Origin of the sequence: Zhihengliuella sp. ISTPL4 (assembly GCF_002848265.1) — a bacterium.
Classification (GTDB): Bacteria; Actinomycetota; Actinomycetes; order Actinomycetales; family Microbacteriaceae; genus Microbacterium.
Map to the genome: position 1 here is coordinate 3,359,059 of NZ_CP025422.1, position 23,566 is coordinate 3,382,624.

At 70.3% G+C, this 23,566-nt stretch carries 25 protein-coding genes and 1 tRNA gene; 21 read left to right on the forward strand and 5 right to left on the reverse strand.

Annotated elements, in window-relative coordinates:
* The first annotated feature begins 93 nt into the window (after nucleotides 1–93).
* Together CYL12_RS16160 and poxB are read left to right on the forward strand one after the other, a co-directional pair.
* Nucleotides 94–531 (forward strand): pyridoxamine 5'-phosphate oxidase family protein, encoded by a 438-nt coding sequence (locus tag CYL12_RS16160; RefSeq protein ID WP_101848470.1) that lies wholly within the window; start codon nucleotides 94–96, stop codon nucleotides 529–531.
* A 41-nt stretch (nucleotides 532–572) separates the two neighbouring features.
* Nucleotides 573–2,297 carry a ubiquinone-dependent pyruvate dehydrogenase gene (poxB, locus tag CYL12_RS16165; protein ID WP_101848471.1) on the forward strand — a complete coding sequence of 575 codons (1,725 nt, stop codon included), beginning with the start codon at nucleotides 573–575 and terminating at the stop codon, nucleotides 2,295–2,297.
* Between the two features lie 63 nt (nucleotides 2,298–2,360).
* On the opposite strand, the gene CYL12_RS16170 is transcribed toward poxB, so the two are convergent.
* Complete coding sequence (locus CYL12_RS16170; RefSeq protein WP_101848472.1) at nucleotides 2,361–5,153, reverse strand: hypothetical protein; 2,793 nt, start codon at nucleotides 5,151–5,153, stop codon at nucleotides 2,361–2,363.
* Nucleotides 5,154–5,181: 28 nt separating this feature from the next.
* Complete coding sequence (locus CYL12_RS16175; RefSeq protein WP_158297212.1) at nucleotides 5,182–7,002, reverse strand: HSP90 family protein; 1,821 nt, start codon at nucleotides 7,000–7,002, stop codon at nucleotides 5,182–5,184.
* Between the two features lie 192 nt (nucleotides 7,003–7,194).
* On the opposite strand from CYL12_RS16175, the gene CYL12_RS16180 reads away from it, so the two are divergent.
* The 9 genes from CYL12_RS16180 (at nucleotide 7,195) to CYL12_RS16220 (ending at nucleotide 12,958) form a co-directional block, all read left to right on the forward strand.
* Nucleotides 7,195–7,267 (forward strand) — tRNA-Trp (locus CYL12_RS16180).
* Between the two features lie 39 nt (nucleotides 7,268–7,306).
* Complete coding sequence (gene secE, locus CYL12_RS16185; protein WP_101848474.1) at nucleotides 7,307–7,579, forward strand: preprotein translocase subunit SecE; 273 nt, start codon at nucleotides 7,307–7,309, stop codon at nucleotides 7,577–7,579.
* Nucleotides 7,580–7,621: 42 nt separating this feature from the next.
* Nucleotides 7,622–8,656 carry a transcription termination/antitermination protein NusG gene (nusG, locus tag CYL12_RS16190; RefSeq protein ID WP_101848475.1) on the forward strand — a complete coding sequence of 345 codons (1,035 nt, stop codon included), beginning with the start codon at nucleotides 7,622–7,624 and terminating at the stop codon, nucleotides 8,654–8,656.
* A gap of 306 nt (nucleotides 8,657–8,962) precedes the next feature.
* Entirely contained in the window at nucleotides 8,963–9,394 is a 432-nt protein-coding gene (gene rplK, locus CYL12_RS16195; RefSeq protein ID WP_025102337.1) for a 50S ribosomal protein L11, read from the forward strand.
* 11 nt (nucleotides 9,395–9,405) lie between these two features.
* The gene (rplA, locus tag CYL12_RS16200) at nucleotides 9,406–10,095 is read left to right on the forward strand and encodes a 50S ribosomal protein L1 (RefSeq protein ID WP_025102336.1); all 690 of its coding nucleotides are present in this window, start codon (nucleotides 9,406–9,408) and stop codon (nucleotides 10,093–10,095) included.
* Nucleotides 10,096–10,286: 191 nt separating this feature from the next.
* The gene (locus CYL12_RS16205) at nucleotides 10,287–11,102 is read left to right on the forward strand and encodes an amino acid ABC transporter substrate-binding protein (protein ID WP_101848476.1); all 816 of its coding nucleotides are present in this window, start codon (nucleotides 10,287–10,289) and stop codon (nucleotides 11,100–11,102) included.
* 3 nt (nucleotides 11,103–11,105) lie between these two features.
* On the forward strand, nucleotides 11,106–11,771 hold the full coding sequence (locus CYL12_RS16210; RefSeq protein ID WP_101848477.1) for an amino acid ABC transporter permease: 666 nt from the start codon (nucleotides 11,106–11,108) through the stop codon (nucleotides 11,769–11,771).
* A complete protein-coding gene (locus tag CYL12_RS16215; RefSeq protein ID WP_101848478.1) occupies nucleotides 11,758–12,561 on the forward strand; it encodes an amino acid ABC transporter ATP-binding protein in 804 nt (267 codons plus the stop codon). Before CYL12_RS16210 ends, CYL12_RS16215 begins: the two co-directional genes overlap by 14 nt.
* Before the next feature lie 40 nt (nucleotides 12,562–12,601).
* Nucleotides 12,602–12,958, forward strand: a complete 357-nt coding sequence (locus tag CYL12_RS16220) for an iron chaperone (protein ID WP_101848479.1) — start codon at nucleotides 12,602–12,604, stop codon at nucleotides 12,956–12,958.
* A gap of 4 nt (nucleotides 12,959–12,962) precedes the next feature.
* Here CYL12_RS16220 and lysE read toward each other — a convergent pair whose 3' ends face one another.
* Nucleotides 12,963–13,616 (reverse strand): L-lysine exporter, encoded by a 654-nt coding sequence (lysE, locus tag CYL12_RS16225; protein WP_101848480.1) that lies wholly within the window; start codon nucleotides 13,614–13,616, stop codon nucleotides 12,963–12,965.
* Nucleotides 13,617–13,641: 25 nt separating this feature from the next.
* Here lysE and CYL12_RS16230 point away from each other — a divergent pair, with 25 nt between their 5' ends.
* The 6 genes from CYL12_RS16230 (at nucleotide 13,642) to CYL12_RS16255 (ending at nucleotide 17,658) form a co-directional block, all read left to right on the forward strand.
* Entirely contained in the window at nucleotides 13,642–14,595 is a 954-nt protein-coding gene (locus CYL12_RS16230) for a LysR family transcriptional regulator ArgP (RefSeq protein ID WP_101848481.1), read from the forward strand.
* A gap of 123 nt (nucleotides 14,596–14,718) precedes the next feature.
* Nucleotides 14,719–15,345: a SipW-dependent-type signal peptide-containing protein gene (locus CYL12_RS16235; protein ID WP_101848482.1), complete on the forward strand. Its 627-nt coding sequence runs from the start codon at nucleotides 14,719–14,721 to the stop codon at nucleotides 15,343–15,345.
* A gap of 6 nt (nucleotides 15,346–15,351) precedes the next feature.
* Nucleotides 15,352–15,969, forward strand: a complete 618-nt coding sequence (locus tag CYL12_RS16240; RefSeq protein ID WP_101848483.1) for a SipW-dependent-type signal peptide-containing protein — start codon at nucleotides 15,352–15,354, stop codon at nucleotides 15,967–15,969.
* On the forward strand, nucleotides 15,966–16,538 hold the full coding sequence (locus tag CYL12_RS16245; RefSeq protein ID WP_101848484.1) for a signal peptidase I: 573 nt from the start codon (nucleotides 15,966–15,968) through the stop codon (nucleotides 16,536–16,538). Before CYL12_RS16240 ends, CYL12_RS16245 begins: the two co-directional genes overlap by 4 nt.
* An 11-nt stretch (nucleotides 16,539–16,549) precedes the next feature.
* The gene (locus CYL12_RS16250; protein WP_101848485.1) at nucleotides 16,550–17,170 is read left to right on the forward strand and encodes a hypothetical protein; all 621 of its coding nucleotides are present in this window, start codon (nucleotides 16,550–16,552) and stop codon (nucleotides 17,168–17,170) included.
* The gene (locus CYL12_RS16255) at nucleotides 17,167–17,658 is read left to right on the forward strand and encodes a hypothetical protein (RefSeq protein WP_101848486.1); all 492 of its coding nucleotides are present in this window, start codon (nucleotides 17,167–17,169) and stop codon (nucleotides 17,656–17,658) included. Before CYL12_RS16250 ends, CYL12_RS16255 begins: the two co-directional genes overlap by 4 nt.
* Nucleotides 17,659–17,673: 15 nt before the next feature.
* On the opposite strand, the gene CYL12_RS16260 is transcribed toward CYL12_RS16255, so the two are convergent.
* Entirely contained in the window at nucleotides 17,674–18,354 is a 681-nt protein-coding gene (locus CYL12_RS16260) for a YqaJ viral recombinase family protein (RefSeq protein ID WP_101848487.1), read from the reverse strand.
* A 238-nt stretch (nucleotides 18,355–18,592) separates the two neighbouring features.
* Here CYL12_RS16260 and CYL12_RS16265 point away from each other — a divergent pair, with 238 nt between their 5' ends.
* The 3 genes from CYL12_RS16265 to rplL all read left to right on the forward strand — a co-directional run bounded on the left by CYL12_RS16265 (nucleotide 18,593) and on the right by rplL (nucleotide 20,819).
* Nucleotides 18,593–19,576 carry a hypothetical protein gene (locus CYL12_RS16265; RefSeq protein WP_158297213.1) on the forward strand — a complete coding sequence of 328 codons (984 nt, stop codon included), beginning with the start codon at nucleotides 18,593–18,595 and terminating at the stop codon, nucleotides 19,574–19,576.
* Between the two features lie 322 nt (nucleotides 19,577–19,898).
* A complete protein-coding gene (gene rplJ / locus CYL12_RS16270; RefSeq protein WP_101848489.1) occupies nucleotides 19,899–20,387 on the forward strand; it encodes a 50S ribosomal protein L10 in 489 nt (162 codons plus the stop codon).
* Between the two features lie 48 nt (nucleotides 20,388–20,435).
* Nucleotides 20,436–20,819, forward strand: coding sequence for a 50S ribosomal protein L7/L12 (rplL, locus tag CYL12_RS16275; protein WP_025104227.1), 384 nt, complete (start codon nucleotides 20,436–20,438; stop codon nucleotides 20,817–20,819).
* A gap of 67 nt (nucleotides 20,820–20,886) precedes the next feature.
* Here the strand turns inward: rplL and CYL12_RS16280 are convergent, their stop codons facing one another.
* Nucleotides 20,887–21,891, reverse strand: coding sequence for a LacI family DNA-binding transcriptional regulator (locus tag CYL12_RS16280; RefSeq protein ID WP_101848859.1), 1,005 nt, complete (start codon nucleotides 21,889–21,891; stop codon nucleotides 20,887–20,889).
* Between the two features lie 283 nt (nucleotides 21,892–22,174).
* Between CYL12_RS16280 and CYL12_RS16285 the strand changes: the two genes are divergently transcribed.
* Entirely contained in the window at nucleotides 22,175–23,503 is a 1,329-nt protein-coding gene (locus CYL12_RS16285; protein WP_101848490.1) for an ABC transporter substrate-binding protein, read from the forward strand.
* Nucleotides 23,504–23,566 lie beyond the last annotated feature (63 nt).

Here is a 23,566-nt window from a genome sequence, read left to right on the forward strand (position 1 = left end):
GCCCCCTTGCGTACGCACGCAAGGGGGCCGCTCGCACGAGAGGGGCCGGGTCGACGGGGTGCGCGTCGAGGACGGACGAGGCACAATGGCGGCATGAGTGCGCACACGGATCCGGTCCAGACCCTCACCGCGGAGCAGAGCTGGGAGCACCTGCGCAGCCAGGAGCTCGGGCGGCTCGTCACCAGGGTCGGCGAGACCATCGACATCTTCCCCGTGAACTACGCCGTCGACGGCGAGGGCCTCCTGTTCCGGACCGCGCCGGGGAGCAAGCTGTTCGAGCTGACGGTCAACGCCGATGTGCTCTTCGAGGTCGACGACCACACGGACACCGCCGCCTGGAGCGTCATCGTCCGCGGGCGCGCGGAGGCGCTGGAGACCGACGCCGACATCGAGCGGGCGGAGGCGGCGGGTTTGCGCCCGTGGATCCCGACCGACAAGCGCGTGTACGTGCGCATCGCCCCGGCATCGGTCTCCGGCCGCGCGTTCCGGCGCGATCCCGAGCCCGACCGGGACGGCCCGCAGGAGTACTGAGCCCGGCCCCGGCGAGCCCTGTGCGGGCGTAGGGTCGGGGTATGGCCAACGTCGCTGAGAACATCGTCAAGACTCTGAACGCCAACGGAGTCGACCGGGTCTACGGCATCCCGGGCGACTCCCTGAACGGACTCACGGACGCCCTCCGCAAGGACGGCCGGATCCGGTGGGTGCACGTGCGCCACGAGGAGTCCGCCGCCTTCGCCGCCGCGGCCGACGCCGGCACCACCGGAAACCTCGCCGTCGTTGCGGGATCGTGCGGACCCGGCAACCTGCACCTCATCAACGGCCTGTATGACGCCCAGCGCTCCCGGGTGCCGGTGCTCGCCATCGCCGCCCACATCCCGACCGTCGAGATCGGCACCGGGTACTTCCAGGAGACGCACCCGCAGGAGCTGTTCCGCGAGTGCAGCGTGTACGTCGAGTACGTCGCGGACCCGTCGCAGATGCCGCGGCTGATGGAGATCGCGATGCGCGCGGCGATCGAGCAGCGCGGGGTCGCCGTCCTCGTGATCCCCGGAGACGTCGCGCTGGCCGAGATCGCGGACGACCGTGCCGTGGTGATCGAGCGCACCCGCCCGCTGATCCAGCCGAGCGGCCCGGAGCTGGAGAAGGCGGCGACCATGCTGAATGCCGCCAAGAAGGTCACCATCCTCGCCGGGGCCGGCGTCGAGGGCGCGCACGACGAGGTGATCGCGCTCGCCGACGCGCTCGGTGCCCCCATCGTCCATGCCCTCCGCGGCAAGGAGTTCATCGAGTACGACAACCCGTTCGACGTCGGGATGACGGGGCTGCTCGGCTTCGCGTCGGGCTACCGGGCCATGGAGGCCGCCGACACGCTCCTCGTCCTCGGCAGCGACTTCCCGTACGAGCAGTTCTACCCCGAGCACGCGACCACGATCCAGGTCGACATCCGCGGCTCCCAGCTCGGCAAGCGCCACCCGCTCGACCTCGGTCTCGTGGGTGACGTGAAGGCGACCGCAGAGGCCCTGCTTCCCCGTCTCGCGCGGAAGGACGACCGCGGCCACCTCGACGACGCCGTGGCCCATTACCGGAAGACGCGCAAGAAGCTCGACGAGCTCGCAGTGCCGGCCAAGGGAAAGCGGCCCATCCATCCGCAGTACCTCGCGCGGCTGCTGGACGAGTACGCCGCCGACGACGCGATCTTCACCGCCGACGTGGGCTCGCCCACGGTCTGGGCCGCGCGGTATCTGTCCATGACCGAAGGGCGCCGGCTGATCGGCTCGTTCACGCACGGCTCGATGGCGAACGCCCTGATGCACGGCATCGGCGCGCAGGTCGCGCACCCGGACCGTCAGGTCGTGGCGCTCGCGGGCGACGGCGGCCTCGCGATGATGCTCGGCGAGCTGCTCACGCTCACCCAGAACGGACTCCCGGTCAAGACGATCGTGGTGAACAACTCATCGCTGAACTTCGTGGAGCTGGAGATGAAGGCCGCCGGCTTCGTCACCTACGGCACCGGGTTGGACAACCCCAGCTTCGCGGCGATCGCCGAGGCCATGGGCATCTTCGCCCGTCGGGTGGAGCGCAGTGAGGATCTGCCGGAGGCCGTCCGCGAGGTCCTCGCGCACGACGGCCCCGCGCTCCTCGACGTCGTGACCGAGCGGCAGGAGCTGTCCATGCCGCCCGCGATCGAGGCCGCGCAGGTCAAGGGCTTCGCGCTCTACGCGATCCGCACGGTCATGTCGGGTCGCGGAGACGAGCTGCTCGACCTCGCACGGGCGAATTGGCGTCAGCTCTTCTGACGCGGCCCTCCGCCCCGTCGACATCGGCGCGGGATCCCCTCCGGATCCCGCGCCGATGTCGTGTCAGCTCTCGACGAGGGCCCTGACCTCGGCGGCCTCGGCGTGCCGTCCCAGTGCCTCCAGCACGTCGCCGAGCTCCAGCGCCGCGACCTGACGCAGCGGCGGGAAGCCCTCGGCATGCTCCAGGGCGCTCCGGTACACCGGCACGGCATCGGCCGGGCGGGCGTTCCCCGCGAGCACCCGGCCGGCGAAGAGTTCCGAGCTCCCGGCGGCGCCCTGGTCGCCGAGCGCGGCGAAACCGTCCGCGGCGGTGAGAGCGGCGGCGACGGCCTCGTCGATCCGGCCCAACTGGGCGAGCGCGCGGCCGCGGGAGTCGGTCACGTCGGCGAGCAGCCAGCCGGCTTCGTGCTCCTGGGCGAGAGCGGCGACCTCGTCGAAGAGGGGGAACGCGCGCTCGTCACCCCGGCCTGCGTAGGCCTGGCCGAGGCTGTGCAGCACCTCGGACAGGGCGCCGACGGCCTCGGGGGCACGCCGCACGATCTCCGCAGCGCCCTCCAGCAGCCGCACGGCGTCGTCGTGCTCCTCGAAGCGGGCGAGGATCTTCGCCTGCTCCGTCATGGCCATCGCCTGGTCGGCGTGGGCCTCCGCCTGTCCGAACAGCTCGGCGGCGTAGCCGTGTGCGCCGACCGCCTGGCCGAACTCCCCGGACTCGGCGAGCGACCGGGCCAGGAGAGAGGCGGTCATGGCGCGCGAACCCGCAGGAGTCTCGGCGTTCTCCTCGCGCTGCAGCACATCCCCGAAGAGCTCGGCTGCCTCCTCGGCGTCTCCCGCGCGGAGCATCGCCCTGGCCAGGCGGAAGTCGACGCCGGTGCGATCGCCGTCGTCCTGCAGCCGAGCGGCCAGACGGTAGCGGGCGACGGCCTTCTCGGGCTCCTCGGCGTCCTCCCAGAGCGCGCCCGCGAGCACATGGGCCTCGGCGAGGGCGCGGGTGGCGCCGAGCTCGGCGAGCAGACGGCACACCTCGTCGGCGTCCGTCGCCCCGTCCTGGTATGCACCCGAGCCGCCGCGCACGCGGGCCCTGGTCTGCAGCGCGTGGGCCCGGTGCCCCGCGGACAGGTCGTCCTGGGAGAGGAAGCGGTCGAGGAGCGTGCGGCCGGCGTCGAGGTCGCCCTTGCTCAGCACCGCGCCGATCGCGACGAGGGTCGTCGTGTTGGACAGTCGGGTATCGTCGGCCTCCGCGAACGAGCGGGCGGCGAGCTCCGCGAGGTCGAGCGCCGCATCGGGCTCCTCCGCCCGGAGGTGCAGCGACGCGCGGCTGATCGCCAGATCGCCGCGCGACCACGCGGGCAGACGGTCGGCCTCGGCCAGTTCCTCTTCGAGCGCCGCCATGGTCTCGTCGGTGTGCAGGCCGAAGGTCGCGAGGCCGAGCCGCTCCTCGAGATCGGCCTGCGCGTCGTTCCCGGCGGCCCGCAGCGCGGCGATCCGCTCGGGGAGCATGCGCTCGGCCTCGTCCACGCGATCGAGAGCGACGAGGATGCCGAGGTGCATCGACAGGAGCTGCGCGCGCTTGGCGGCGTCGTCGACTTCCAGGGCGTGGGGGAGGGCCGCGAGGGTCTCCTGCTCGGCGCCGAACTGCGCGAGCTGCATCGCCCGCTCGAACCATCCGTCCGGGTCGGTCGGGGTCGCGGCCGGCGCGGGGGCGACGAAGGCGTCGGAGCGGATCGGGACGTCGTAGCTCTCGTCGGCGAGAGCGCGCATCCGGGCGAGGCTGCGGGCATGGCCGTCGGTGCCGTCCCGCTCGTCGAACTGTGCGCCGATGCGCTCGGCCGTCGACCAGGCGGTCGCGGCGAGCTCGGCGGCGCTCCACGGGCCGTCGTGCGCGCCCAGGAGCGGCACGAGCGCCGGGGCGTCGGCGCCGCGGACCGGGGTGTCGCCGTGTCCGGCGGCGGTGACGCGGTCGAGAGCGACCGCGAAGGCGGTGAGGGCGGCGAAGTGCGCGTCGACGTTGAGGCCGTCGTGGGCCAGCCACGCGATGTGCTTCTCGATCAGGGCCAGCGCCCGCGCCTCGTTGCCGGTGATCGCGGCGAACACGATGTTGTTGGCCACGATGCGCAAGTTGTCCGGGTTGTCCTTCGCCAGGCGGTAGCTGCGCAGGTGCGCGGTCTTCGCGTCCTCCGCGCGACCGGCACGCAGATACGGCAGCAGCACGCGGGACAGGGCGTGCTCCGGCTCCTCGCCGCAAGAGAACCCGCCCTCGAGCATCTCCTCGACGAGGCGGATCGCGTCGGCGTCGCGATCGGTCTCCGCGAAGAAGCCCGCGAACTGGCTGCGGCTGCACGCATCGCAGTGGCTGTGCTCGTCCCGCGGCGTGGCTTCGAGCTGCACGCGCAAGGCCTCGGCGGCGTCGAACCGACCGGCATCCCAGGCGTCCTCGAAGCGGGCGGTCAGCACGCCGCTGAGGCCGAGCCCTGCGGCGCGGTAGTGCGCCTCCATGTCGTCGAGCACCGCCGCGATCTGCTCCTGCGAGAAGGCGGGGGAGGAGCGCAGGGACGACGCCATCCACTTGAACTGCCACATGAGGTCGGCCCCGCCGTTGTCGAGGTCGGCGGGGAACCGCTGCGGGTCGGCGTCGTGATGCGCCAGGCACCAGGCGAAGGAGTTGAGCATGACGTCGGTGGCCCCGACCATGTTCGCCGAGGCGGTCTGGCGCATCCGGGCCTCGTACTCCAGCCGTTCATCGCCGATCTCGATGGCCAGCGCGACGGCCTCCGCCACCAGGGCCTGCTCGGCCGGGCCCCACGGGGTGCGATCGATCTCCTCGATGAGCTGCTGGAAGCGCTTCTTCGGACGTGCCATGGAGGGCCCTTTCGGGTAGTCGGGGGTGTCAGCGCGCGTCGAAGGGGAGCGTGTCCCCCTCGATGCCGGCGGAGAGCGAGACGAGGTCGGAGAGGGCGCTGGTCATGAGCGCCCGATCGGCGTCCGAGAGCGGGTGGTGACCTGCGAGGAGCGCCTGGATGTAGAGGAGTTGGACCGTGCGCGCGAACACGGCGTCGTCCTCGACGCGGACGAGGGCGCGGACGACGCGGTTGGACCAGTTCAGGCACAGCCGCGCCGTGAGGTCGTCGTCTCGCGCGGACGAGAGCGTCTGGTCGATGCGGTCGAGCACCCCGCCCCAGAGTGTGCCCGCGATGCCCTTGGTGCGTCCGCGATCGATCGTCCGCAGCACCTCGGGATCCGCGACGTAGAGCCCGGTCAGCTCGGGGCGATCGATCGCCCTGACCACGACGGCACAGTCGGAGGCGGCGAGCACGGCGCCGGCGCGGGACTCCAACGCCATGGCGATGTCCCGGTCGTCGAGCGGCGGCGGGTCGAGGCGATCGAGCTCCCCGGTCACATCGACCTGCTCGACCGTGACCTGCGGGTAGAGGTCGGGGAGCAGGCGGATCAGATCGGCGTCATAGAGGTAGCCGCCGTTGACGAGCACCTCGTCCGATGGGGAGATGCCCGCCACCTGGCGGAACTCGTCGACGGTCTGGGCGTAGCGCACGTGAGGGTAACGCTCCACGAGCTCGCCGATCCGCAGTGTGCCGTGCGTCGTCTCCACGGTGAGCCAGCGGGTGATGAAGCGCGCGAGCTCCTCATCGTGGCGCACCAGGGACTTGAGTCCGACCTCATGCACGGCGACGAACTGCGCGAGACGATGCGGTTCGCGCAGCCCGAGTTCGAGCACCCAGCGGCGGATCCCGGCGCCGAGCTGCTCCCGGACGTGCTCCAGGGCCGTGTCCTCGACGAGGGATTCGCGGCTCGCGGTCGGCGCGAGGCCGGTGGAGTCGACGACGGCGCGCACGAAGAAGGCCCAGTCGGGCAGGACGTCGTCGACGCGCTCGGACAGCAGCATGCGCCCCAGGTACATACGGGTCGCCTGGCGGGCGCCGGGCGGGGGTGCGAAGGGCAGCACGTACGCCAAGCCCTGCGTCCCGGTCGCCGGCTCGCTCAGCGGGATCACGTCCAGCGGGGCGGCCCCGAGCAGGTCGCGACCGTACTGCACCGCCGCCTCGATGTCGGCGGCAGGGTCGAGGAAGGGCGGCTCGCGCGTCACGTCGATGTCCCCGCCCGGCGCGTCGATGGTCACCCGCACCGGCAGGAACTCCCCGAAGGTGGTCGCGAGCTCGTGCACGGCCGCCGGCCGCAGCAGCTCGTCGGCGTCGAAGCGCGGCACGAGGTGCACGCTGGTGCCGATCGGCAGGTCGTCGTCGATCTCCGTGACGCGGAAGGTGCCGTCCGCACTGCCCGTCCACTCCACCGCGGAGCCGCCTCTGGCGCTGCGGGAGCGGATGACGATGGTGTCGGCGACCATGAAGCAGCTCAGCAGCCCGATGCCGAACTGGCCGAGGAAGTCGCTCCGGGGGAGGTCGAAGATGTCCCGCTTGGAGCTGCGCCCGACGGTCGCGAGCAGATCGGCGACTTCGGCCGCGGTCAGCCCCACGCCGTCGTCGCGGAGCACGAACTCGCCCGACTGCGCGGTCAGCGGCGTGATCCGGATGCGGCTGCCGCCCCCGTCGACCTCACGGCGCGCGGCGATCGCGTCCCTCGCGTTCTGCAGCAGTTCCCGCAGATAGACCCGGGGACTGGAGTAGATGTGCCGGCTGAGCAGATCGACGACTCCGCGCAGGTCCACCTGGAACTGCTGCACATCCCCGCTCACATGCGTCCCTTCCTGCTTCGTCCGCCCGCCGAGCCTAGCAACAACGCGGGTTCCGCTTCCTGTTCGGCACCACCGGATCGATGCCGTATGCTTGGTGAGCAGTTGTTCTCTGCATTCTTTCGCCGTGCCTGGCGTCCTCGACATCGGCCGGTGGCAGAGTGGGGAGAGCATCCCCGAGATCTCCGGGTCTCTAGGGCGGTAGCTCAATTGGCAGAGCAGCGGTCTCCAAAACCGCAGGTTGCAGGTTCGATTCCTGTCCGCCCTGCGCGTCAGCGCACGCTGACACACGAAAGGTACATTCAGGATGGATCAGGACGAACCGCGCGGCGAGGTCGTCGCGGCCGGCGCCACGCGCCAGAAGAAGGGCAACCCCTTCTCCCGGTTCTTCGGGGGCATCGCCCTGTTCATCCGCCAGGTCATCGCCGAACTGCGCAAGGTCGTCACCCCGACCCGCAAGGAGCTTTTCAAGTTCACGGGTGTGGTGCTCGTCTTCGTCCTGATCGTCATGGGCATCGTCTACGGTCTCGACTACGTCTTCGGGCTCCTGACGCACTACGTGTTCGGAATCCCTGGCTGATGACCCCCGCGGCATCCGCCGCAGCTATGGAGAAGAAGCAACGTGTCTGAACGATATTCCGACGACGCCGACTGGGCGACCGCCGCAGAGCAGTCCAGCGAGGAGGACGAAGCCCAGGAGGGCAACGTGCTCGCCGCCGAGGAGCTCTCGGTCACCTCTGCCGAGCACGTCGCGGTCCACGTCGAGGACGAGGACGGCGAGCAGGAGACGGAAGACATCGACATCGACATCGACGACCCGGAGGCGGACGCCATCGTGAACGACGCTCTGAACCTGGACGAGGCCGCGGAGGCCGAGGCTGCCGCCGAGGTCCTCAACGACTCGGTGGCCGAGGAGGCCGCTGAGCAGGAGGCCGAGGCCGCCGACGAGGTCACCCCCTACGAGGGGCCCGACGTGAACGGCGAGGATGACCGGCCCGCCGCCGAGTCCGACGAGGACGAGTCGGCGTCCGAGGAAGACCCGTACGAGGCCTTCCGCATGGACCTGCGCATGCTCCCCGGCAAGTGGTACGTCATCCACTCGTATGCCGGCTTCGAGCGCAAGGTCAAGGCGAACATCGAGCAGCGCAAGTCGACGCTCGAGGTCGAGGACGAGATCTACCAGGTCGAGGTCCCGATGGAGGACGTCGTCGAGATCAAGAACGGTCAGCGCAAGATGGTCACCCGCGTGCGCATCCCCGGCTACGTGCTGGTGCGCATGGAGCTCACGGAAGACACCTGGTCGGTCGTGCGGCACACCCCCGGCGTCACCGGCTTCGTGGGCAACGCGCACAACCCGACGCCGCTGCGCTTCGAAGAGGCCTTCAACATGCTGAAGTCCCTCGTCGAGGTGAAGGACGTCCCGACCGCCAAGAACATCGCGGCCAAGGGTGGCGTCGCCGTCGCCCGTCCGCTCCCCGCCGAGGTCGACTTCGAGGTCGGCGAGACCATCACGATCAAGGAGGGCTCGTTCGCGGGTCTTCCCGGTTCGATCAGCGAGATCAAGCCGGAGAGCGGCAAGCTCACGGTCCTCGTCTCGCTCTTCGAGCGCGAGACCCCGGTCGAGCTGTCGTTCGACCAGGTCACCAAGATGATCTGACCGGGGGTCACTGAGCCTGCCGAAGTGCACGAGAACGGCCGTCCCTTCCGGGGCGGCCGTTCTCTTTTCCGTCGACCCACCCCCTTTCGTGCCTCCCGGCCCCTTGCGGACGTACGCAACGGGCCGGGTCGTACGGAAGGGGCCGGCTCGCGAGCGGGGGAGTGATCGGGTAGACTTACGTGGTTTGTGCGATAGCCCGCATGGGTCCCTGAGCTTGTCGAAGGGCGCGCAGACGACCACGGGCCGGAGAGGCCGGAGCCGTGGGAGAAGCGGATGCTCGCATCCGCCTCGAGGAAAGGAAAGAGAATGGCACCGAAGAAGAAGGTGACCGGCCTGATCAAGCTTCAGATCAACGCCGGTGCCGCCAACCCGGCGCCGCCGATCGGCCCCGCGCTCGGTCAGCATGGCGTCAACATCATGGAGTTCTGCAAGGCGTACAACGCCGCGACCGAGTCGCAGCGCGGCAACGTCATCCCCGTCGAGATCACCGTCTACGAGGACCGCAGCTTCACCTTCGTCCTGAAGACCCCGCCCGCGGCGGAGCTCATCAAGAAGGCCGCCGGCGTGCAGAAGGCTTCGGCCACCCCGCACACCGTCAAGGTCGGCAAGATCACCAAGGACCAGGTCCGTCAGATCGCCGAGCAGAAGCAGGCCGACCTGAACGCGAACGACATCGAGGCCGCCTCGAAGATCATCGCCGGCACCGCCCGTTCCATGGGCATCACGGTCGAGGGCTGAGGAGAATAATCATGGCTACCAAGTCCAAGGCTTACAAGGCTGCCGCCGAGAAGATCGAGGCAGACCGTTTCTACACGCCGTCCGAGGCCGTCGCGCTCGCGAAGGAGACCGGTTCGGCGAAGTTCGACTCGACCGTCGAGGTCGCGCTGAAGCTCGCCGTCGACCCGCGCAAGGCGGACCAGATGGTGCGCGGCACCGTCATCCTGCCCCACGGCACCGGTAAGACCGCCCGCGTCATCGTGTTCGCCACCGGCCCCGCGGCCGAGGCGGCGATCGCGGCCGGCGCCGATGAGGTCGGCGGCGCCGAGCTCATCCAGAAGGTCGCCGACGGCTGGACCAACTTCGACTCCGCGGTCTCGACCCCGGAGCTCATGGGCCAGGTCGGCCGTCTCGGCAAGGTGCTCGGTCCGCGTGGCCTGATGCCGAACCCGAAGACCGGCACCGTGACCCCGAACCCGGCCAAGGCCGTCGAGGAGATCAAGGGCGGAAAGATCGAGTTCCGCGTCGACAAGCACGCCAACGTGCACTTCGTCATCGGCAAGGCCTCGTTCTCGGCCGAGCAGCTGAACGAGAACATCGACGCCGCTCTCGAGGAGATCGTCCGCCTCAAGCCGTCCAGCGCCAAGGGCCGTTACATCCAGAAGGGTGCGGTGTCGACCACGTTCGGCCCCGGAATCCCGCTGGACGTCAACGCCATCTGACGCGTCGACCGGTCTCGCACCTGTCGCACCGAACGCCCCCGGGTCCGCCCGGGGGCGTTCTGCGTTCCCTGGCCACCCGCGACATCCGGCGTCATCCGATGCGGGGGAGTGGCGAGGCGACGCGTACTGTGGGGGAGTTCCCGCGGTCGTCGCGTAAACTCGCACCCGCGCTTCTCACCCCAGGAGGGTCCATGTCCCGTCGTCTCATCGCCGTCACCGCACTCGTCGTCGCCGCTGCCGCCCTGACGGCGTGCAGCGGCTCGACCACGCCCGCGAGCACCGACGGCGAGAGCGCCGCTGGCTCCGACTTCGGCCTGGTGAAGGACGGCACGCTGACGGTCGCGACCGAGGGCACCTACCGCCCGTTCAGCTTCCACGGCGACGGCGGCTCCGGCGACCTCACCGGCTACGATGTCGAGATCATCCAGGCGGTCGCCGACGAGCTCGGTCTGGAGGTCGAGTTCCAGGAGACCCAGTGGGACGCGATCTTCGCGGGCCTCGATGCCGGCCGCTTCGACGTGATCGCGAACCAGGTGTCCATCAACGACGAGCGTGAGGCCAAGTACCTGTTCAGCACCCCGTACACGGTGTCGCCCGGCGTGATCGTGGTCAAGGAGGACGACGACTCCATCTCATCCTTCGACGACCTCGAGGGCAAGACGACGGCGCAGTCCCTCACGAGCAACTGGTACGAGCTGGCCACCGAGTCGGGCGCCAAGGTCGAGGGCGTCGAGGGCTGGGCGCAGGCCGTGGAGCTCCTCCGTCAGGGCCGGGTGGACGCGACCGTCAACGACAAGCTGACGTTCCTCGACTACGAGACGACCAACAGCCCGACCGGCCTGAAGATCGCCGCGGAGACCGACGATGCCGGTGAGCAGGCCTTCGTGTTCACGAAGGACAAGGAGGCGCTCGTCGATGCGGTCGACGAAGCGCTCGACAAGCTCCGTGCCGACGGCACTCTGGCCGAGATCAGCGAGAAGTACTTCGGCGAAGACGTCTCGCAGTAGGCGATGCAGAACCCCTGGGAGCTCTTCTTCTCCTCGCTCGGGCCGATCGCCTGGGCGGGGCTGACGGCGACGATCCCGCTCGCCCTGGTGTCGTTCGCGCTGGGGCTCGTGATCGCGATCGGCGTGGCGCTGATGCGGATCTCGGTGCACCCGGTCGTGTCCGGCATCGCCCGGTTCTACATCTCGGTGATCCGCGGCACGCCGATGCTCGTGCAGCTCTTCGTGATCTTCTACGGCCTGCCGTCCGTCGGGGTGACCCTCGATCCGTGGCCGAGTGCCATCATCGCGCTCTCGCTCAACGTCGGCGGCTACGGTGCCGAGGTCGTGCGGGCGGCGATCCTCTCGGTGCCGAAGGGGCAGTGGGAGGCCGCGTACACGGTCGGGATGAACCGCACCCGCACGCTGACCCGCATCATCCTGCCGCAGGCCGCCCGGGTGTCAGTGCCGCCGCTGTCCAACACATTCATCTCGCTCGTGAAGGACACGTCCCTCACCTCGCTGATCCTCGTGACGGAGCTCTTCAAGGTGGCGCAGCAGATCGCCTCCACCACACTCGAGTTCATGGTGGTGTATCTGGCCGCGGCGCTGGTCTACTGGGTGATCTGCCTGGTGCTCTCCTTCGGGCAGAGCGCCCTGGAGAGGAGGCTCGACAGCCGTGTCGCGCACTGACCCCACGGCCGAACCGCTGCTCACCGCGCGCGGCCTGCACAAGAGCTTCGGTGCCACCGAGGTGCTCCGCGGCTTCGACCTCACCCTGCACCGCGGCGAGGTCGTCGTGCTCATCGGGCCGAGCGGCTCCGGCAAGACGACCGTCCTGCGAGCGCTGAACGGCCTGGAGACGCCGGACGCCGGCACCATCGCGATGGCCGGGGGCCCGGAGATCGACTTCGCCCCGGAGGTCCGCCCGAAGCCCCGGGTCGCGAAGCAGCAGCGGCTCGCGCTCCGCGATCGGTCGGCGATGGTCTTCCAGCACCACAACCTCTTCCCGCACCTCACCGTGCTGGAGAACGTGATCGAGGGGCCCTGGCGGGTGCAGGGCCGTCCGAAGGCCGAGGTCGTCGCCGAAGCGCAGGCACTGCTCGCCCGGGTCGGCCTGGCGGACAAGGCGGATGCGCGACCACACCAGCTCTCCGGCGGGCAGCAGCAGCGCGTCGGGATCGTGCGGGCGCTGGCACTGCAGCCGGACCTGCTGCTGTTCGACGAGCCGACGAGTGCGCTCGATCCGGAGCTCGTCGGCGAGGTGCTGCTCGTCATCAAGGAGCTCGCCGACGAGGGCTGGACGATGGCCGTCGTCACGCATGAGCTGAGCTTCGCGCGGGAGGCCGCCGACCACGTGCTCTTCCTGGACGGCGGCGTCGTCGTGGAGCAGGGGCCGCCCGCTCAGCTGTTCAGCGCGCCGCAGCACGAGCGCACGCAGCGGTTCCTCACGCGCATCCTCCGTCCGCTCGACGGCGCCTGACCCCTCGACCGCGAGGGGGATCGATGGCAGGATGCGGTGCGTGGGCACCATCGACGACTACCTGACCGACCTCGATGCCGCGGACCGTGCGGTGATCGATGGTGTGTATGCGATCGCCACGGAGGAGGTGCCGGAGGCGGGACAGGGCAAGGGCTACGGCATGCCGGCGCTCGTGTACGACGGCAAGCCGCTGCTCTCGGTGATGCGCGCGAAGAAGCACATCGGCGTCTACCCGTTCAGCCCTGAGGCGGTCGCGGCGGTCACGCAGCTCCTCGAAGGGCATCCCGACGTCAGCCTCGACAAGGGCACGATCCGGTTCCAGCCGGAGCACCCCCTGCCGGAGGAGGCGGTCCGCGCCCTCGTCCGGGCGCGGGTGTCGCAGATCGAAGCGGGGTGAACGGCTACCCGCCGAGCACCGGGAGCACGAGGCTCACCGCCAGCGTGATCATCACGACCGCGATCACCGCGTCGAGGATGCGCCAGGAGCGCGGGGTGCGCAGCCACCGTCCGAGGTAGCGGGCGCCGAAGCCGAGGGCGGTGAACCAGAGGATGCTCGCCGCGACCGCCCCCGCCGCGAAGAGCCACCGCTCCTCTCCGTGCGTCGCCGCGATCGAGCCGAGCATCAGCACCGTGTCGAGGTACACATGCGGGTTCAGCCAGGTCAAGGCCAGCGTCGTGAGGATCACCGGGGCGAGGCGGGTGCGGGTGAGCGTGCCGGTGCCCCGGGACGCCTCGAGGACCGGAGCGTCGCCCCCGTCGACCACCAGCTCCTCGCCGCCGCGCCAGGCCCGCCGCGCCGCGAGCAGTCCATATCCGAGGAGGAACAGCGCCCCCGCCCAGCGCGCCACGACCACGAGCCAGGGTGCGGCGGACAGCACGAACCCGAGCCCGGCGACACCGGCGACGATCAGCACCGCATCGGAGAGCGCGCACACGATCACGACGGCGAGGACGTGCTCGCGGCGGATGCCCTGCCGCAGGACGAACACGTTCTGGGCGCCGATCGCGACGATGAGGGAGAGGCCGAGGCCGAGGCCGGCGAGGACGGTGAGCATGTGTCGAGCCTATGAACTCGCAACCATGAAGGACAGCGAAGATTTTTTCCGCACCATTAGCATCGCTGATGTGAGAATCGACCCGGAACTCGCCGCCACCCTCGCCGCCGTCGCGGACGAGGGCACCCTCGACGCCGCGTCCCGCCGACTGCAGGTCACCCCGTCCGCGGTGAGCCAGCGTCTCAAGGCGCTGGAGCAACAGCTCGGACGCATCCTCCTGGTCCGCAGCAAGCCGGTCCGCCTGACCGAGGCGGGGGAGTCCGTGGTGCGCCTCGCGCGGCAGATCGCGCTCCTCGAAGAAGACGCCCTCGTGGGAGTCGGCATCGAGGGGAGCGCCGAGGGGCGGCGCATCAGCGTGCCGCTGGCCGTCAACGCGGATTCGATGGCGACCTGGTTCCTGGCGCCGATGGCCCGGCTCTCGGCCGCGCACGACATCGATGTCGACCTGCACCGCGACGACCAGAACTTCACCGCCCGGCTGCTCGAATCCGGGACGGTCATGGCGGCGGTGACGAGCGAGGCCACGGCGGTCGCGGGGTGCACGGTCACGCCCCTCGGCGTGCTCGAATACCGTGCCATGGCCGAACCCGCCTACGCCCGCCGATGGTTCCCGGACGGCGTGACCCCCGACGCTCTGGCGCACGCGCCGTTCGTCGACTTCGACCGCCGCGACACCCTCCAGCACGAGTGGCTGGCCGCGAGGGGCGTGCCGGCGGCAGGTGTTCCCCGGCACTACGTCCCTGCGTCGCACGACTATGCGCTGGCCGTCGGCCTCGGGTTGGGATGGGGGATGGTGCCGCGGCCTCAGGAGACTCCGGACCTCATCCCGCTCGGTGGTCCGACCCTGCGCGTGGCCCTGTACTGGCAGCAGTGGAACCTGCCCTCCGCCCTGCTCGACACGATCGCCGCGGAGGTCGCGGAAGAGGCGCGTCAGGTCCTGGCCCCGCCGCCGTCTGCGCGTTCGCAGCGCCGGGACTGAGGGCGGCCGCCGCGAAGGGGGGCTTGTCCTCGCCCCCGGGCTCCGGCAATATACCAGCACGCGGGAGGCCTGAGCTCTACTCGTCGGGCATCCGCGCAGACCGGATTCCTGAGGGGGAAAAAGATGGCGACGAAGACGACGCAACGAAAAGTCCTTGCGGTGCTGGCGGGCGGGCTCGTCCTGGGTGTGGGGGTGGCGGGAGTTCTCGCCGCCTGGAACGACTCGGAGTTCGCGACCGGGACGTTCACAGCCGGGGCCTTCGACCTGGAGGGCTCCACGGATGGCACGACTTTCAGTGACCACAACGTGGACGACGGCGACACGGCAGCGGCACTGGCCTTCACTCTGCCGGCGGGGGTGGTCGGCAACATGTCGCCGTCCGACACCGTCTACGCCGGCTTCTGGGTGCGCCTCGCCGCGGGGACGACGACGGGAGCGGATCTGGTCGCCGACGGGACGACCGCGGACCCGGCGGCGAGTTCGAACACGGACCATCTGTCGTACGCGGTCTATCAGCTCGCACCGGGGGCGACATGCGACGCGGCGTCGGCGGTCGGCACCCCCATCGCGACCGGGGCCACGCTGGACGCGCAGACCGGGGTGACGACCGTACCTCTCACCGAGGGCGCGACCGCCGACGCGGCCGGCACCGCGGTGCAGCTCTGCTTCGCCGTGACGGCGGACGCCGCGCTGGAGCCGGGGCTGGTGACCGACGCCACGTGGAAGTTCACGGCCACGTCCACGAGCTGAGTCTTCATGGACACCCGCAGAGTGAGGCGGGAGAAGGGACGGACGCGCTCCCGCCGGATCCGGGCGATACTCGCCGGAGGTCTCGTGCTGGGCGTCGGCGCGACCGCGACCCTCGCCGCCTGGAACGACTCCGAATACGGCGCCGCGACCTTCACGGCTGGCCGCTTCGACATCGTCGGGGCCACGGACGGGACGACTTTCTCCAGTCACGCGACGACGGGAACGGCGGCCGCGCTGAACTTCCAGCTGCCGCCCACCGCCATGGCACCGGGGACGACGACGTACGCGCTGTTCAGCGTGCGGACCGCGAACCCCTCGGTGGCCGGGGTCCTGCAGCTCACACCGGGAACACCGGGCGGAACGGGGCTGGCGACGTATCTCACCTACGGGGTGCGGACGGTCGCCGCGCCATCCTGCACGGCGGCGACGTACCCGGCGGGGACCGCTGTCATTCCTGACGGGTCCGCTCTCACGACGGCGGGGGCGACGACGCAGGCTGTGGCGGCGAACGGCGCGGCGCAGGTGAACTACTGCTTCGCGGTGACCCTTCCCACGGCGGCGGCGAACGGGGCGCAAGGGCTCACGATGACCCAGACCTGGCAGATCCAGGGGACGTCGTCATGACCGCGACCCGTCGGGAGGGGCGAGCACGGGCCGGAGAGCCGGTCGAGGTGCGGGGACGCGGGCGGAGGATGCTGGGGGATCTGCTCCTGTGGTGCGCTGCTGCGGCCGGGACGATCTGCATCGTCCTCGTGATCCTCGCGGCGACCTCGCAGATCACGCTCATCATGTTCCGGACGGGCTCGATGGCGCCGACGATCCCCGCCGGCTCCGTGGCGGTCGTGCAGCGCGTGCCCGCGGAGGAAGTCGAGGTCGGGGACGTCGTGACGGTGGATCGCACGGGCGAGCTCCCGGTGACCCATCGCGTCACGGCGGTCGAGCCCGGAGCCGCGGAGGACGAGCGGATGCTCACCCTGCGCGGCGACGCCAACGCGGCGGAGGATCCCGTCCCGTACCCGGTGTCCTCCGTCCGCACGGTGCTCTTCGCGGTGCCAGGGGCGGCCGCCGTGGTGGTGGCGCTGGGGGACCCGGTCGTCCTCGCTGTGCTCACGATCGCGGCGACGGCGCTCGTGGTCTGGGCGTTCTGGCCGCGGACGCCGCGGCGGGTTCCGGTGCGCACGGAGGGGTCGTGAGACGGCGCGGGGTGGCGGCCCTCTTCGCGGCGCCCCTCCTGCTGGCGGTGGCGGTCCCGGGCGTCGCCCGGGCGGAGCCGACATCGGAGGTGATCCAGGGCGATGTGCTGCGGCTGGTCTCGATCGCGGACTGGGACTCCGCCGGAGGGATGCTTCCCGGCCAGCCCGTGCAGTGGGACGTCGAGGTCAGCGCCGACGCCGGGGAGCCCGGACGGATCCGCATCGGCGTGCGGGCGACGGGGGATGCCCGCCTCCGCGTCGACATCGCGCTGTGCTCCGAACCCTGGGGCGCTTCGGGGTGCGCGTCCGGTTCGGCGGTCGTCCGTGATGACTGGAGCATCCCCCGGGACGGTGCCGAGGTCCCGGTGACCGAGATCGCCCATTCCGAGACCGCCCACCTCCGTCTCGCGATCGCGCTGGATCCTGCGGACGGTGCCGGGACGACCGAGGTCCAGGTCGTCGCGCATGGTGCGGGGGAGACGGTGCTCGCGGGCCCGGGCGGGGGGCTCGCGACGACGGGGCCCTCGCCGGGTATCGCGCCCCTGATCGTGGCGGCAGGGCTGGTCGTGGTCGGCGGCGCCGTCCTCGGCGCCGGTCGGCGCCGTTCTGGCGGTGGGGAGGTGGCGCGATGAAGCGCGATCGACGGAGGGGCGCCGGGGTCGTCGCGGTCGTCCTGCTCTGCGCCGCCTTCTCCGCGTCGTCCGTGGAGTCCACGGCAGCGCGCTTCACGGATGTCGAACACGCCGCGGGATCCTTCACCGCAACACGGCTGGTCGCGCCGTCCATCACCTCCTGCACGGTGACGAGCCTGCTCGGCACCTTTACCGGCTTCACGATCACCTGGACCTCGCCGTACCTGAAAGCGCAGCAGCGGCTGTCGATCAACACGGTCGTCGTCGACAACGGCTCGGTCAGTCAGAGCGGGACCGGGCCGTACACGTACGCGACCACGATCAGTTCTGGCCTGCTCAGCACCCTTCTCGGAAGCCTGCTCGGCTCCTCCAACACGGTGCGGGTCGAGGCCGTTCTCCCCGGAACGTCCTGGGTCTCGCCCGCCGCGACGCGAACGCTGTCGGTGGGCGGACTGCTCGGTCTGGGCGGGAACAACACGTGCACGTGAGCACGCGCCGTCCGCTCAGTCGGCGAGGGCGAGGGCGCGGAAGGCGTCGCGCTCGCGGAGCTGCTCGCGACGGCTGTCCACGGGGGTGACGGAGCGCGTCGGGACCGTGCGTCCGGTCGTGCGGCGATACAGCTCGTCGATGAGGTCGGTCGCGAGCCCGACGAGCTTGGCGATCTCGCGGTCGTCCCGGTCGATCCACACGCAGCGGGGCTCGTCGTGCACGGGGGAGAAGTCGACGTGTTCCTCCCAGACGAACAGCGTGCGCTCGGCGCCCAGCACGTGCTGCTGCCACCACACCTGGCGCAGGTATGTGCGCGGGATGCCGCGGAAGGCCTTGTTGGTGGTCTTGATCTCCGCGAGGCTGACGCGGCCGTCCGCGTCCACCGAGATGCCGTCGGGCGTCGCCAGGTGGCGGTGCTCGATCTCGGCGCGGAACAGCGCGGAGGAGGGGAAGATTCCGTGCGTCGCGGCGACCCAGGCGGCGATCTCCGGCTCTCTGCGCCGGCCGTGGTCCGTGTAGGCGTTGCCGCCGAACCGCGGTCCGCCGCCGAGCTTGGCGTCGGCAGCACGGGCGATCGAGCGTTCGCTCGTGAGTCCGGCGACGTCGGTGGCCGTGATGCCGCGGGATCGTGCCCTCATCCATGCCACGCGGTCGCGGGAATCCGCGACGATGCGAGCTTGGAGTTCCGGGGTCACCAGAAGACTCTAACTCTCCCCCACCCCCGCTCCCGCCGCACACGCCGCCCCTCCCGCCGACCCACCCCTTTCCGTGCCTCCCGGCCCCTTGCGTGCGCACGAAAGGGGGTGGGAGGCACACAAGGGGGTGGGGGTGGACAGCGAGGGATCGTTCCTACACAAGAGGGGGAAGGAGGGAAGGGGTGTGGGGAACTCACAGAAGGGGAGCGGGGGGTGTGCGGGCGAGCAGACTCGGGGGATGAGGCAGGTGAGTGCGGACGAGATCCGGACGATGCTCCTCGGTCGGCGGCGGCTGGAGGAGGAAGGGTGGGGCTCCCGGACGCTCCGTGCCGCCGAGGTGGGGCGACGGCTGCATCACGTCCGTCGCGGGTGGTACGTCGCGCAGCAGGCCTGGAACGAGCTCGCACCGGAATCCCGGCACCGCGCGGAAGTCGTGGCCGCCGACCTTTCGGCCTCGCAGACGCGGCCGGTGTTCTCGCACGTCTCGGCCGCCGTGCTGTGGGGACTGCCGCTGTACCGGGTGCGTCCGACGAGGGTTCATGTGACGGCGCCCCCGGACCGTCGGCACAGCACACCAGGGATCCTGCGGCACGAGGGACGGGTGCCGGATGATGACGTCGTGGATCGGGACGGCATCCGCTGCACCTCCCTCGCCCGGACGGTCGTCGACCTCGCCCGTACGGTCGCTCCGGAGGCGGCCCTCGCCGTCGCGGATGCCGCCCTCGCCCTCGTCGGCGGTGACCCGTGGGAGTTCGACGACACCGCGGAGCAGGCTCTCCTGGCGGACCTCGTGGACCGCGTCCGCCGTCCACGGCTCCGCGGCATCGTGCAGGCGCGTCGGATCGTGAGCCTGGCCGACGGTCGTGCACAGCTTCCGCTGGAGAGCGTGACGCGGCATCGGCTCCATCAGCTCGGCTTCGGCAGGCCGCGTCTGCAGGTGCCGGTCGACGGGCCGCGCGGCGGGAGGTTCTGGATGGACATCGCCGTCGACCGATGCCGCACCTTCGTGGAGTGCGACGGCCGGGACAAGTACCTGGATGACGAGCTCCGCGGGGACCGCACCGCGGAGAGGGTCGTGCTGGACGAGAAGATCCGCGAGGACTGGGTGCGCGGAACCACCGGCTGGCGGGTGATCCGGGTGACCAGCGCGGACGTCGCCTCCCTCGCCGCTGCCGACGCGCACTTCCGTGCCTTCGACCTCTTCGGCCTCTTCGCCCGCTGAGCCTCGACCCACCCCCTTCCGCGCGCCCCGGCCCCTTGCGTGCGGCCGGAAGGGGCCGGGGCGCACCGAAGGGGGTGGGTCGGCGGAGGGAGGGGGGATTTGGGAGGAAGGAGAGCGTGGGGTAGAGTGGTCATAACCGAAGACCGCTGGTCATCGTGTGCGTGTGAGTGCACAGGATCGAAGCTCTGCATCGCAGGGGCCCGCGCAGGTGTCACGAACTTCCGAGCTCCGTGCGCTTGCGCCGGAGCTCTTTTCTTTTGCAGGGGGTCGGAGGCCGGCGCCCCACCACCGTGCGGCGCCTCGTACACACCAAGGAGTGACCATGGCGCAGAAGGATGCATCGGTCAACGAGCTCACGAAGTCATTCGAGAACTCGAACGCCGTCCTGCTGACCGAGTACCGCGGTCTGACGGTTGCCCAGCTCAAGCAGCTGCGCAACAGCATCCGTCAGGACGCTGAGTACGCCGTGGTGAAGAACACGCTGACCAAGATCGCCGCCAACAAGGCCGGCATCTCCGCGCTGGACGAGGACCTCAAGGGGCCGTCGGCTGTCGCGTTCGTGCACGGTGACTTCGTCGCCACCGCCAAGGCTCTGCGTGACTTCGCCAAGGCCAACCCGCTTCTCGTGATCAAGTCGGGCATCTTCGAGGGCAAGGCCCTCACCGCCGACGAGGTCAACACGTACGCCTCGCTCGAGAGCCGCGAGGTTCTGCTGGCGAAGGCCGCGGGCATGATGAAGGCGACGATGGGCAAGGCTGCCGCCACCATCGACGCGCTTCGCGAAAAGCTGGAGACCGCCGAGGCCGCGTAAGCGACCGGCGATCTCGTCTACAAACCCCATCTATCTAGGAGATACATCATGGCGAAGCTTTCCACCGAGGAGCTGCTCGAGCAGTTCGCCGGCCTGACCCTCATCGAGCTCAACGAGTTCGTGAAGGCGTTCGAGGAGAAGTTCGAGGTCACCGCTGCTGCTCCCGTCGCCGTCGCCGGTGCCGCTGGCGGCGCAGGCGAGGCCGCGGCCGAGGAGGAGAAGGACTCCTTCGACGTCATCCTCGAGGCTGCTGGCGACAAGAAGATCCAGGTCATCAAGGCTGTCCGCGAGCTCACCTCGCTCGGCCTCGGCGAGGCCAAGGCCGTCGTCGACGGTGCTCCGAAGGCCGTCCTCGAGGGCGCCAACAAGGAGACGGCCGAGAAGGCCAAGGCTGCTCTGGAAGAGGCCGGCGCGACCGTCACCCTCAAGTAATTCCAGCGCACCAGCGCTTCTGCGAAGGCCCCGGGTTCTGCCCGGGGCCTTCGTGCGTTCACGGGGATCAGCGCGGCGCCGCGGTCGAACTGCGCACGACGAGCGCCGAGTCGGCCTCGACGCGCTCGACCGGGGCGTCCGGCTCGCTCATCCGTCGCGTCAGCAGGCGGACGGCCTCCCGCCCCTGCTCGCGCGGCGCCTGTCCGATGGTGGTCAGAGCGAACATCTCCGCATGCTCGTGGTCGTCGATGCCGACGACGCTGAGTTCGGTCGGTACCGCGATGCCCAGACGCCGGGCGGCGATCACGGCGCCGATGGCCGCCTCGTCGCAGACGCCGACGATCGCGGTCGGACGGTGCCGCCGGTCGCCGAGAAGCCCGGCCGCCGCGGCGTACCCGCCGGGCATGGTCGGCGCTGCGCCGGCCACGCGCGCCCTCGGGGTCAGCCCCGCGGCGTGCAGCGCCTCCCGGTAGCCGGCGAGGCGGCGGGCATCTCCGTAGCTGAGATCGGTGTCATCGGTGGCGCCGCCCACGAACGCGATGTCGGTGTGACCGAGTTCGATCAGATGCTCGGTGGCGATCCGCGCCGCGGCCGCGTCATCGATCGAGACCGCGCTTGCTCCTGCGCTGTAGGGACCCACACTCACGAGCGGGCGCCCGGTGCGGTGCAGGCGCTCCAGTTCGCGCGCGCTGGGCTGGATGCCGACGGCGATGATCCCGTCGAACCTCCGGCCCGGCAGCACGTTCTCGAACAACCGCTCCCTGGTCCCCGAGCGTTCGGGGACGCCGTACAGGGACAGGTCGTAGTCGAGGACGAGCAGCGCCTCCTGCACACCGGCCAGCAACTCGGAGAAGAACCAGCGGTCGACCGGCGGCATGACCAGGCCGACAGTGCCGGTGCGTCCCGTGGCCAGGCTCGTGGCGGAGGAGTGGGCGACGTAGGCGAGGGACTGCGCCGCTTCCTCCACGCGCTGCCTGGTCTCCTCCGAGACGTAGCCGCGGCCGCTCAGGGCGCGGCTCGCGGTGGCCTTGGACACACCGGCGCGCGTCGCGACGTCGGCGATCGTGCTCATCGTGTCCTCCTCGACCCGGTTCCACGACGGCGAGCCGACGGGCGCTCGCCGGGAGCCATCGTAGCCGTTCCACACGCGGGGAGGAACCGGTTCCACACGCGAGGAACTGGGAGCGCTCCCATGCGGGAGCGGAGGCCGTCGTCAAAGGGTTGTGATCTTGTAACCTTCCCCAGTTGTACGGGGCGAAGGAACCCGAGTAGGTTGGCGTGGAATCGGTTCCCCAATGGATGTGGCGATTGCTCTCCTTGGGCGGACGGAAGATCCACCGGAAGAGGAGAAGTACATGGCTTTGTCACAGCGATACCGCCTGCTCGCCCCCATCGCACTCGTCGGCGTCGCGTCCCTCGCGCTCGCCGGCTGCGCCGAGGGCGGAAGCGGCGAAGGCGGAAGCGGGGAGACCAAGGACACGGTCCGGATCTCCGGCGGCATCACCGGCGTCGAGGCCGACGACCTGAACGCCTCCTTCGAGCAGTTCACGAAGGACACCGGCATCAAGGTCGAGTACACCGGCGACAAGGGCTTCGAGGGCAACATCGTCACCAAGGTGACGGGTGGAGACGCCCCAGACATCGCGATCGTCCCGCAGCCCGGTCTGCTCAAGACCCTCGTCGACACCGGCAAGGTCATGCCGGCCCCCGAGGCCGTGGAGACCGCCGTCGACGAGAACTGGTCCGAGGACTGGAAGAAGTACGGTACGTTCGACGACACCTTCTACGCGGCACCGATGCTGGCGAACCTCAAGGGCTATGTCTGGTACTCGCCGAAGCAGTTCGCCGAGTGGGGCGTCGAGGTCCCGGAGACCTGGGACGACATGATCGCCCTCACGGACACGATCGTCGAGAAGACCGGCGGTCCGGCCTGGTGCGCCGGCTTCGCCTCCGAGGCGGCGTCCGGCTGGCCCGGGACGGACTGGATCGAGGACCTCGTCCTGCGCCAGTCGGGCCCCGACGTCTACGACGACTGGGTGGCCGGCGACGTGAAGTTCACCGACCCCGAGATCAAGCAGGCCTTCGACGCCGTCGGGGAGATCCTGCTCAACCCGGAGTACGTGAACGCGGGCTACGGCGACGTGAAGAGCATCAACTCCACCGCTTTCGGTGACGTCGCCAACGCGGTGGCGAAGGGCGACTGCGCGCTGACCCACCAGGCCTCGTTCCTGTCGGCGAACTTCCTCGACACGGAGACCGCGGACGGCAACGTCCCCGAGGTCGCGCCGGACGGCGACGTCTACGCGTTCATCATGCCGGGTGAGACCGCGGGCGAGCTCCAGGTCGAGGGTGGCGGCGAGTTCGTCGCGGCCTTCTCCGACGACGAGGCCACCCAGCAGGTGCTCGAATTCATGGCATCGCCGGAGTTCGCCGACGCGCGTGTCGAGCTCGGTGGTGTGATCTCCGCCAACAAGAACGCCGACCCGAGCCTCGCGTCGAGCGAGTTCCTCCAGGAGGCGATGACCATCATGCAGGACGACGCGACGACCTTCCGGTTCGACGCCTCCGACCTGATGCCGTCCACGGTCGGCTCCGGCTCGTTCTGGAAGGGGATGGTCGACTGGATCGACGGCAAGGACACCGAGACGGTGCTCTCCGACATCCAGGCCGGCTACGAGAACTGATCGCCTCGACGCGATCTTCGTAGGCAGAGCGGGGCCGGGCTGCACAGCCCGGCCCCGCTCCAC

Excerpts from the sequence above, each read along its gene's own strand:
- CYL12_RS16160 (WP_101848470.1), top strand. The coding sequence starts at position 94 with ATGAGTGCGCACACGGATCCGGTCCAGACCCTCACCGCGGAGCAGAGC.
- poxB (WP_101848471.1), top strand. The coding sequence starts at position 573 with ATGGCCAACGTCGCTGAGAACATCGTCAAGACTCTGAACGCCAACGGA.
- CYL12_RS16170 (WP_101848472.1), bottom strand. The coding sequence starts at position 5,153 with ATGGCACGTCCGAAGAAGCGCTTCCAGCAGCTCATCGAGGAGATCGAT.
- secE (WP_101848474.1), top strand. The coding sequence starts at position 7,307 with ATGGATCAGGACGAACCGCGCGGCGAGGTCGTCGCGGCCGGCGCCACG.
- rplK (WP_025102337.1), top strand. The coding sequence starts at position 8,963 with ATGGCACCGAAGAAGAAGGTGACCGGCCTGATCAAGCTTCAGATCAAC.
- rplA (WP_025102336.1), top strand. The coding sequence starts at position 9,406 with ATGGCTACCAAGTCCAAGGCTTACAAGGCTGCCGCCGAGAAGATCGAG.
- CYL12_RS16205 (WP_101848476.1), top strand. The coding sequence starts at position 10,287 with ATGTCCCGTCGTCTCATCGCCGTCACCGCACTCGTCGTCGCCGCTGCC.
- CYL12_RS16210 (WP_101848477.1), top strand. The coding sequence starts at position 11,106 with ATGCAGAACCCCTGGGAGCTCTTCTTCTCCTCGCTCGGGCCGATCGCC.
- lysE (WP_101848480.1), bottom strand. The coding sequence starts at position 13,616 with ATGCTCACCGTCCTCGCCGGCCTCGGCCTCGGCCTCTCCCTCATCGTC.
- CYL12_RS16230 (WP_101848481.1), top strand. The coding sequence starts at position 13,642 with ATGAAGGACAGCGAAGATTTTTTCCGCACCATTAGCATCGCTGATGTG.
- CYL12_RS16235 (WP_101848482.1), top strand. The coding sequence starts at position 14,719 with ATGGCGACGAAGACGACGCAACGAAAAGTCCTTGCGGTGCTGGCGGGC.
- CYL12_RS16240 (WP_101848483.1), top strand. The coding sequence starts at position 15,352 with ATGGACACCCGCAGAGTGAGGCGGGAGAAGGGACGGACGCGCTCCCGC.
- CYL12_RS16245 (WP_101848484.1), top strand. The coding sequence starts at position 15,966 with ATGACCGCGACCCGTCGGGAGGGGCGAGCACGGGCCGGAGAGCCGGTC.
- CYL12_RS16255 (WP_101848486.1), top strand. The coding sequence starts at position 17,167 with ATGAAGCGCGATCGACGGAGGGGCGCCGGGGTCGTCGCGGTCGTCCTG.
- CYL12_RS16265 (WP_158297213.1), top strand. The coding sequence starts at position 18,593 with ATGAGGCAGGTGAGTGCGGACGAGATCCGGACGATGCTCCTCGGTCGG.
- rplJ (WP_101848489.1), top strand. The coding sequence starts at position 19,899 with ATGGCGCAGAAGGATGCATCGGTCAACGAGCTCACGAAGTCATTCGAG.
- rplL (WP_025104227.1), top strand. The coding sequence starts at position 20,436 with ATGGCGAAGCTTTCCACCGAGGAGCTGCTCGAGCAGTTCGCCGGCCTG.
- CYL12_RS16280 (WP_101848859.1), bottom strand. The coding sequence starts at position 21,891 with ATGAGCACGATCGCCGACGTCGCGACGCGCGCCGGTGTGTCCAAGGCC.
- CYL12_RS16285 (WP_101848490.1), top strand. The coding sequence starts at position 22,175 with ATGGCTTTGTCACAGCGATACCGCCTGCTCGCCCCCATCGCACTCGTC.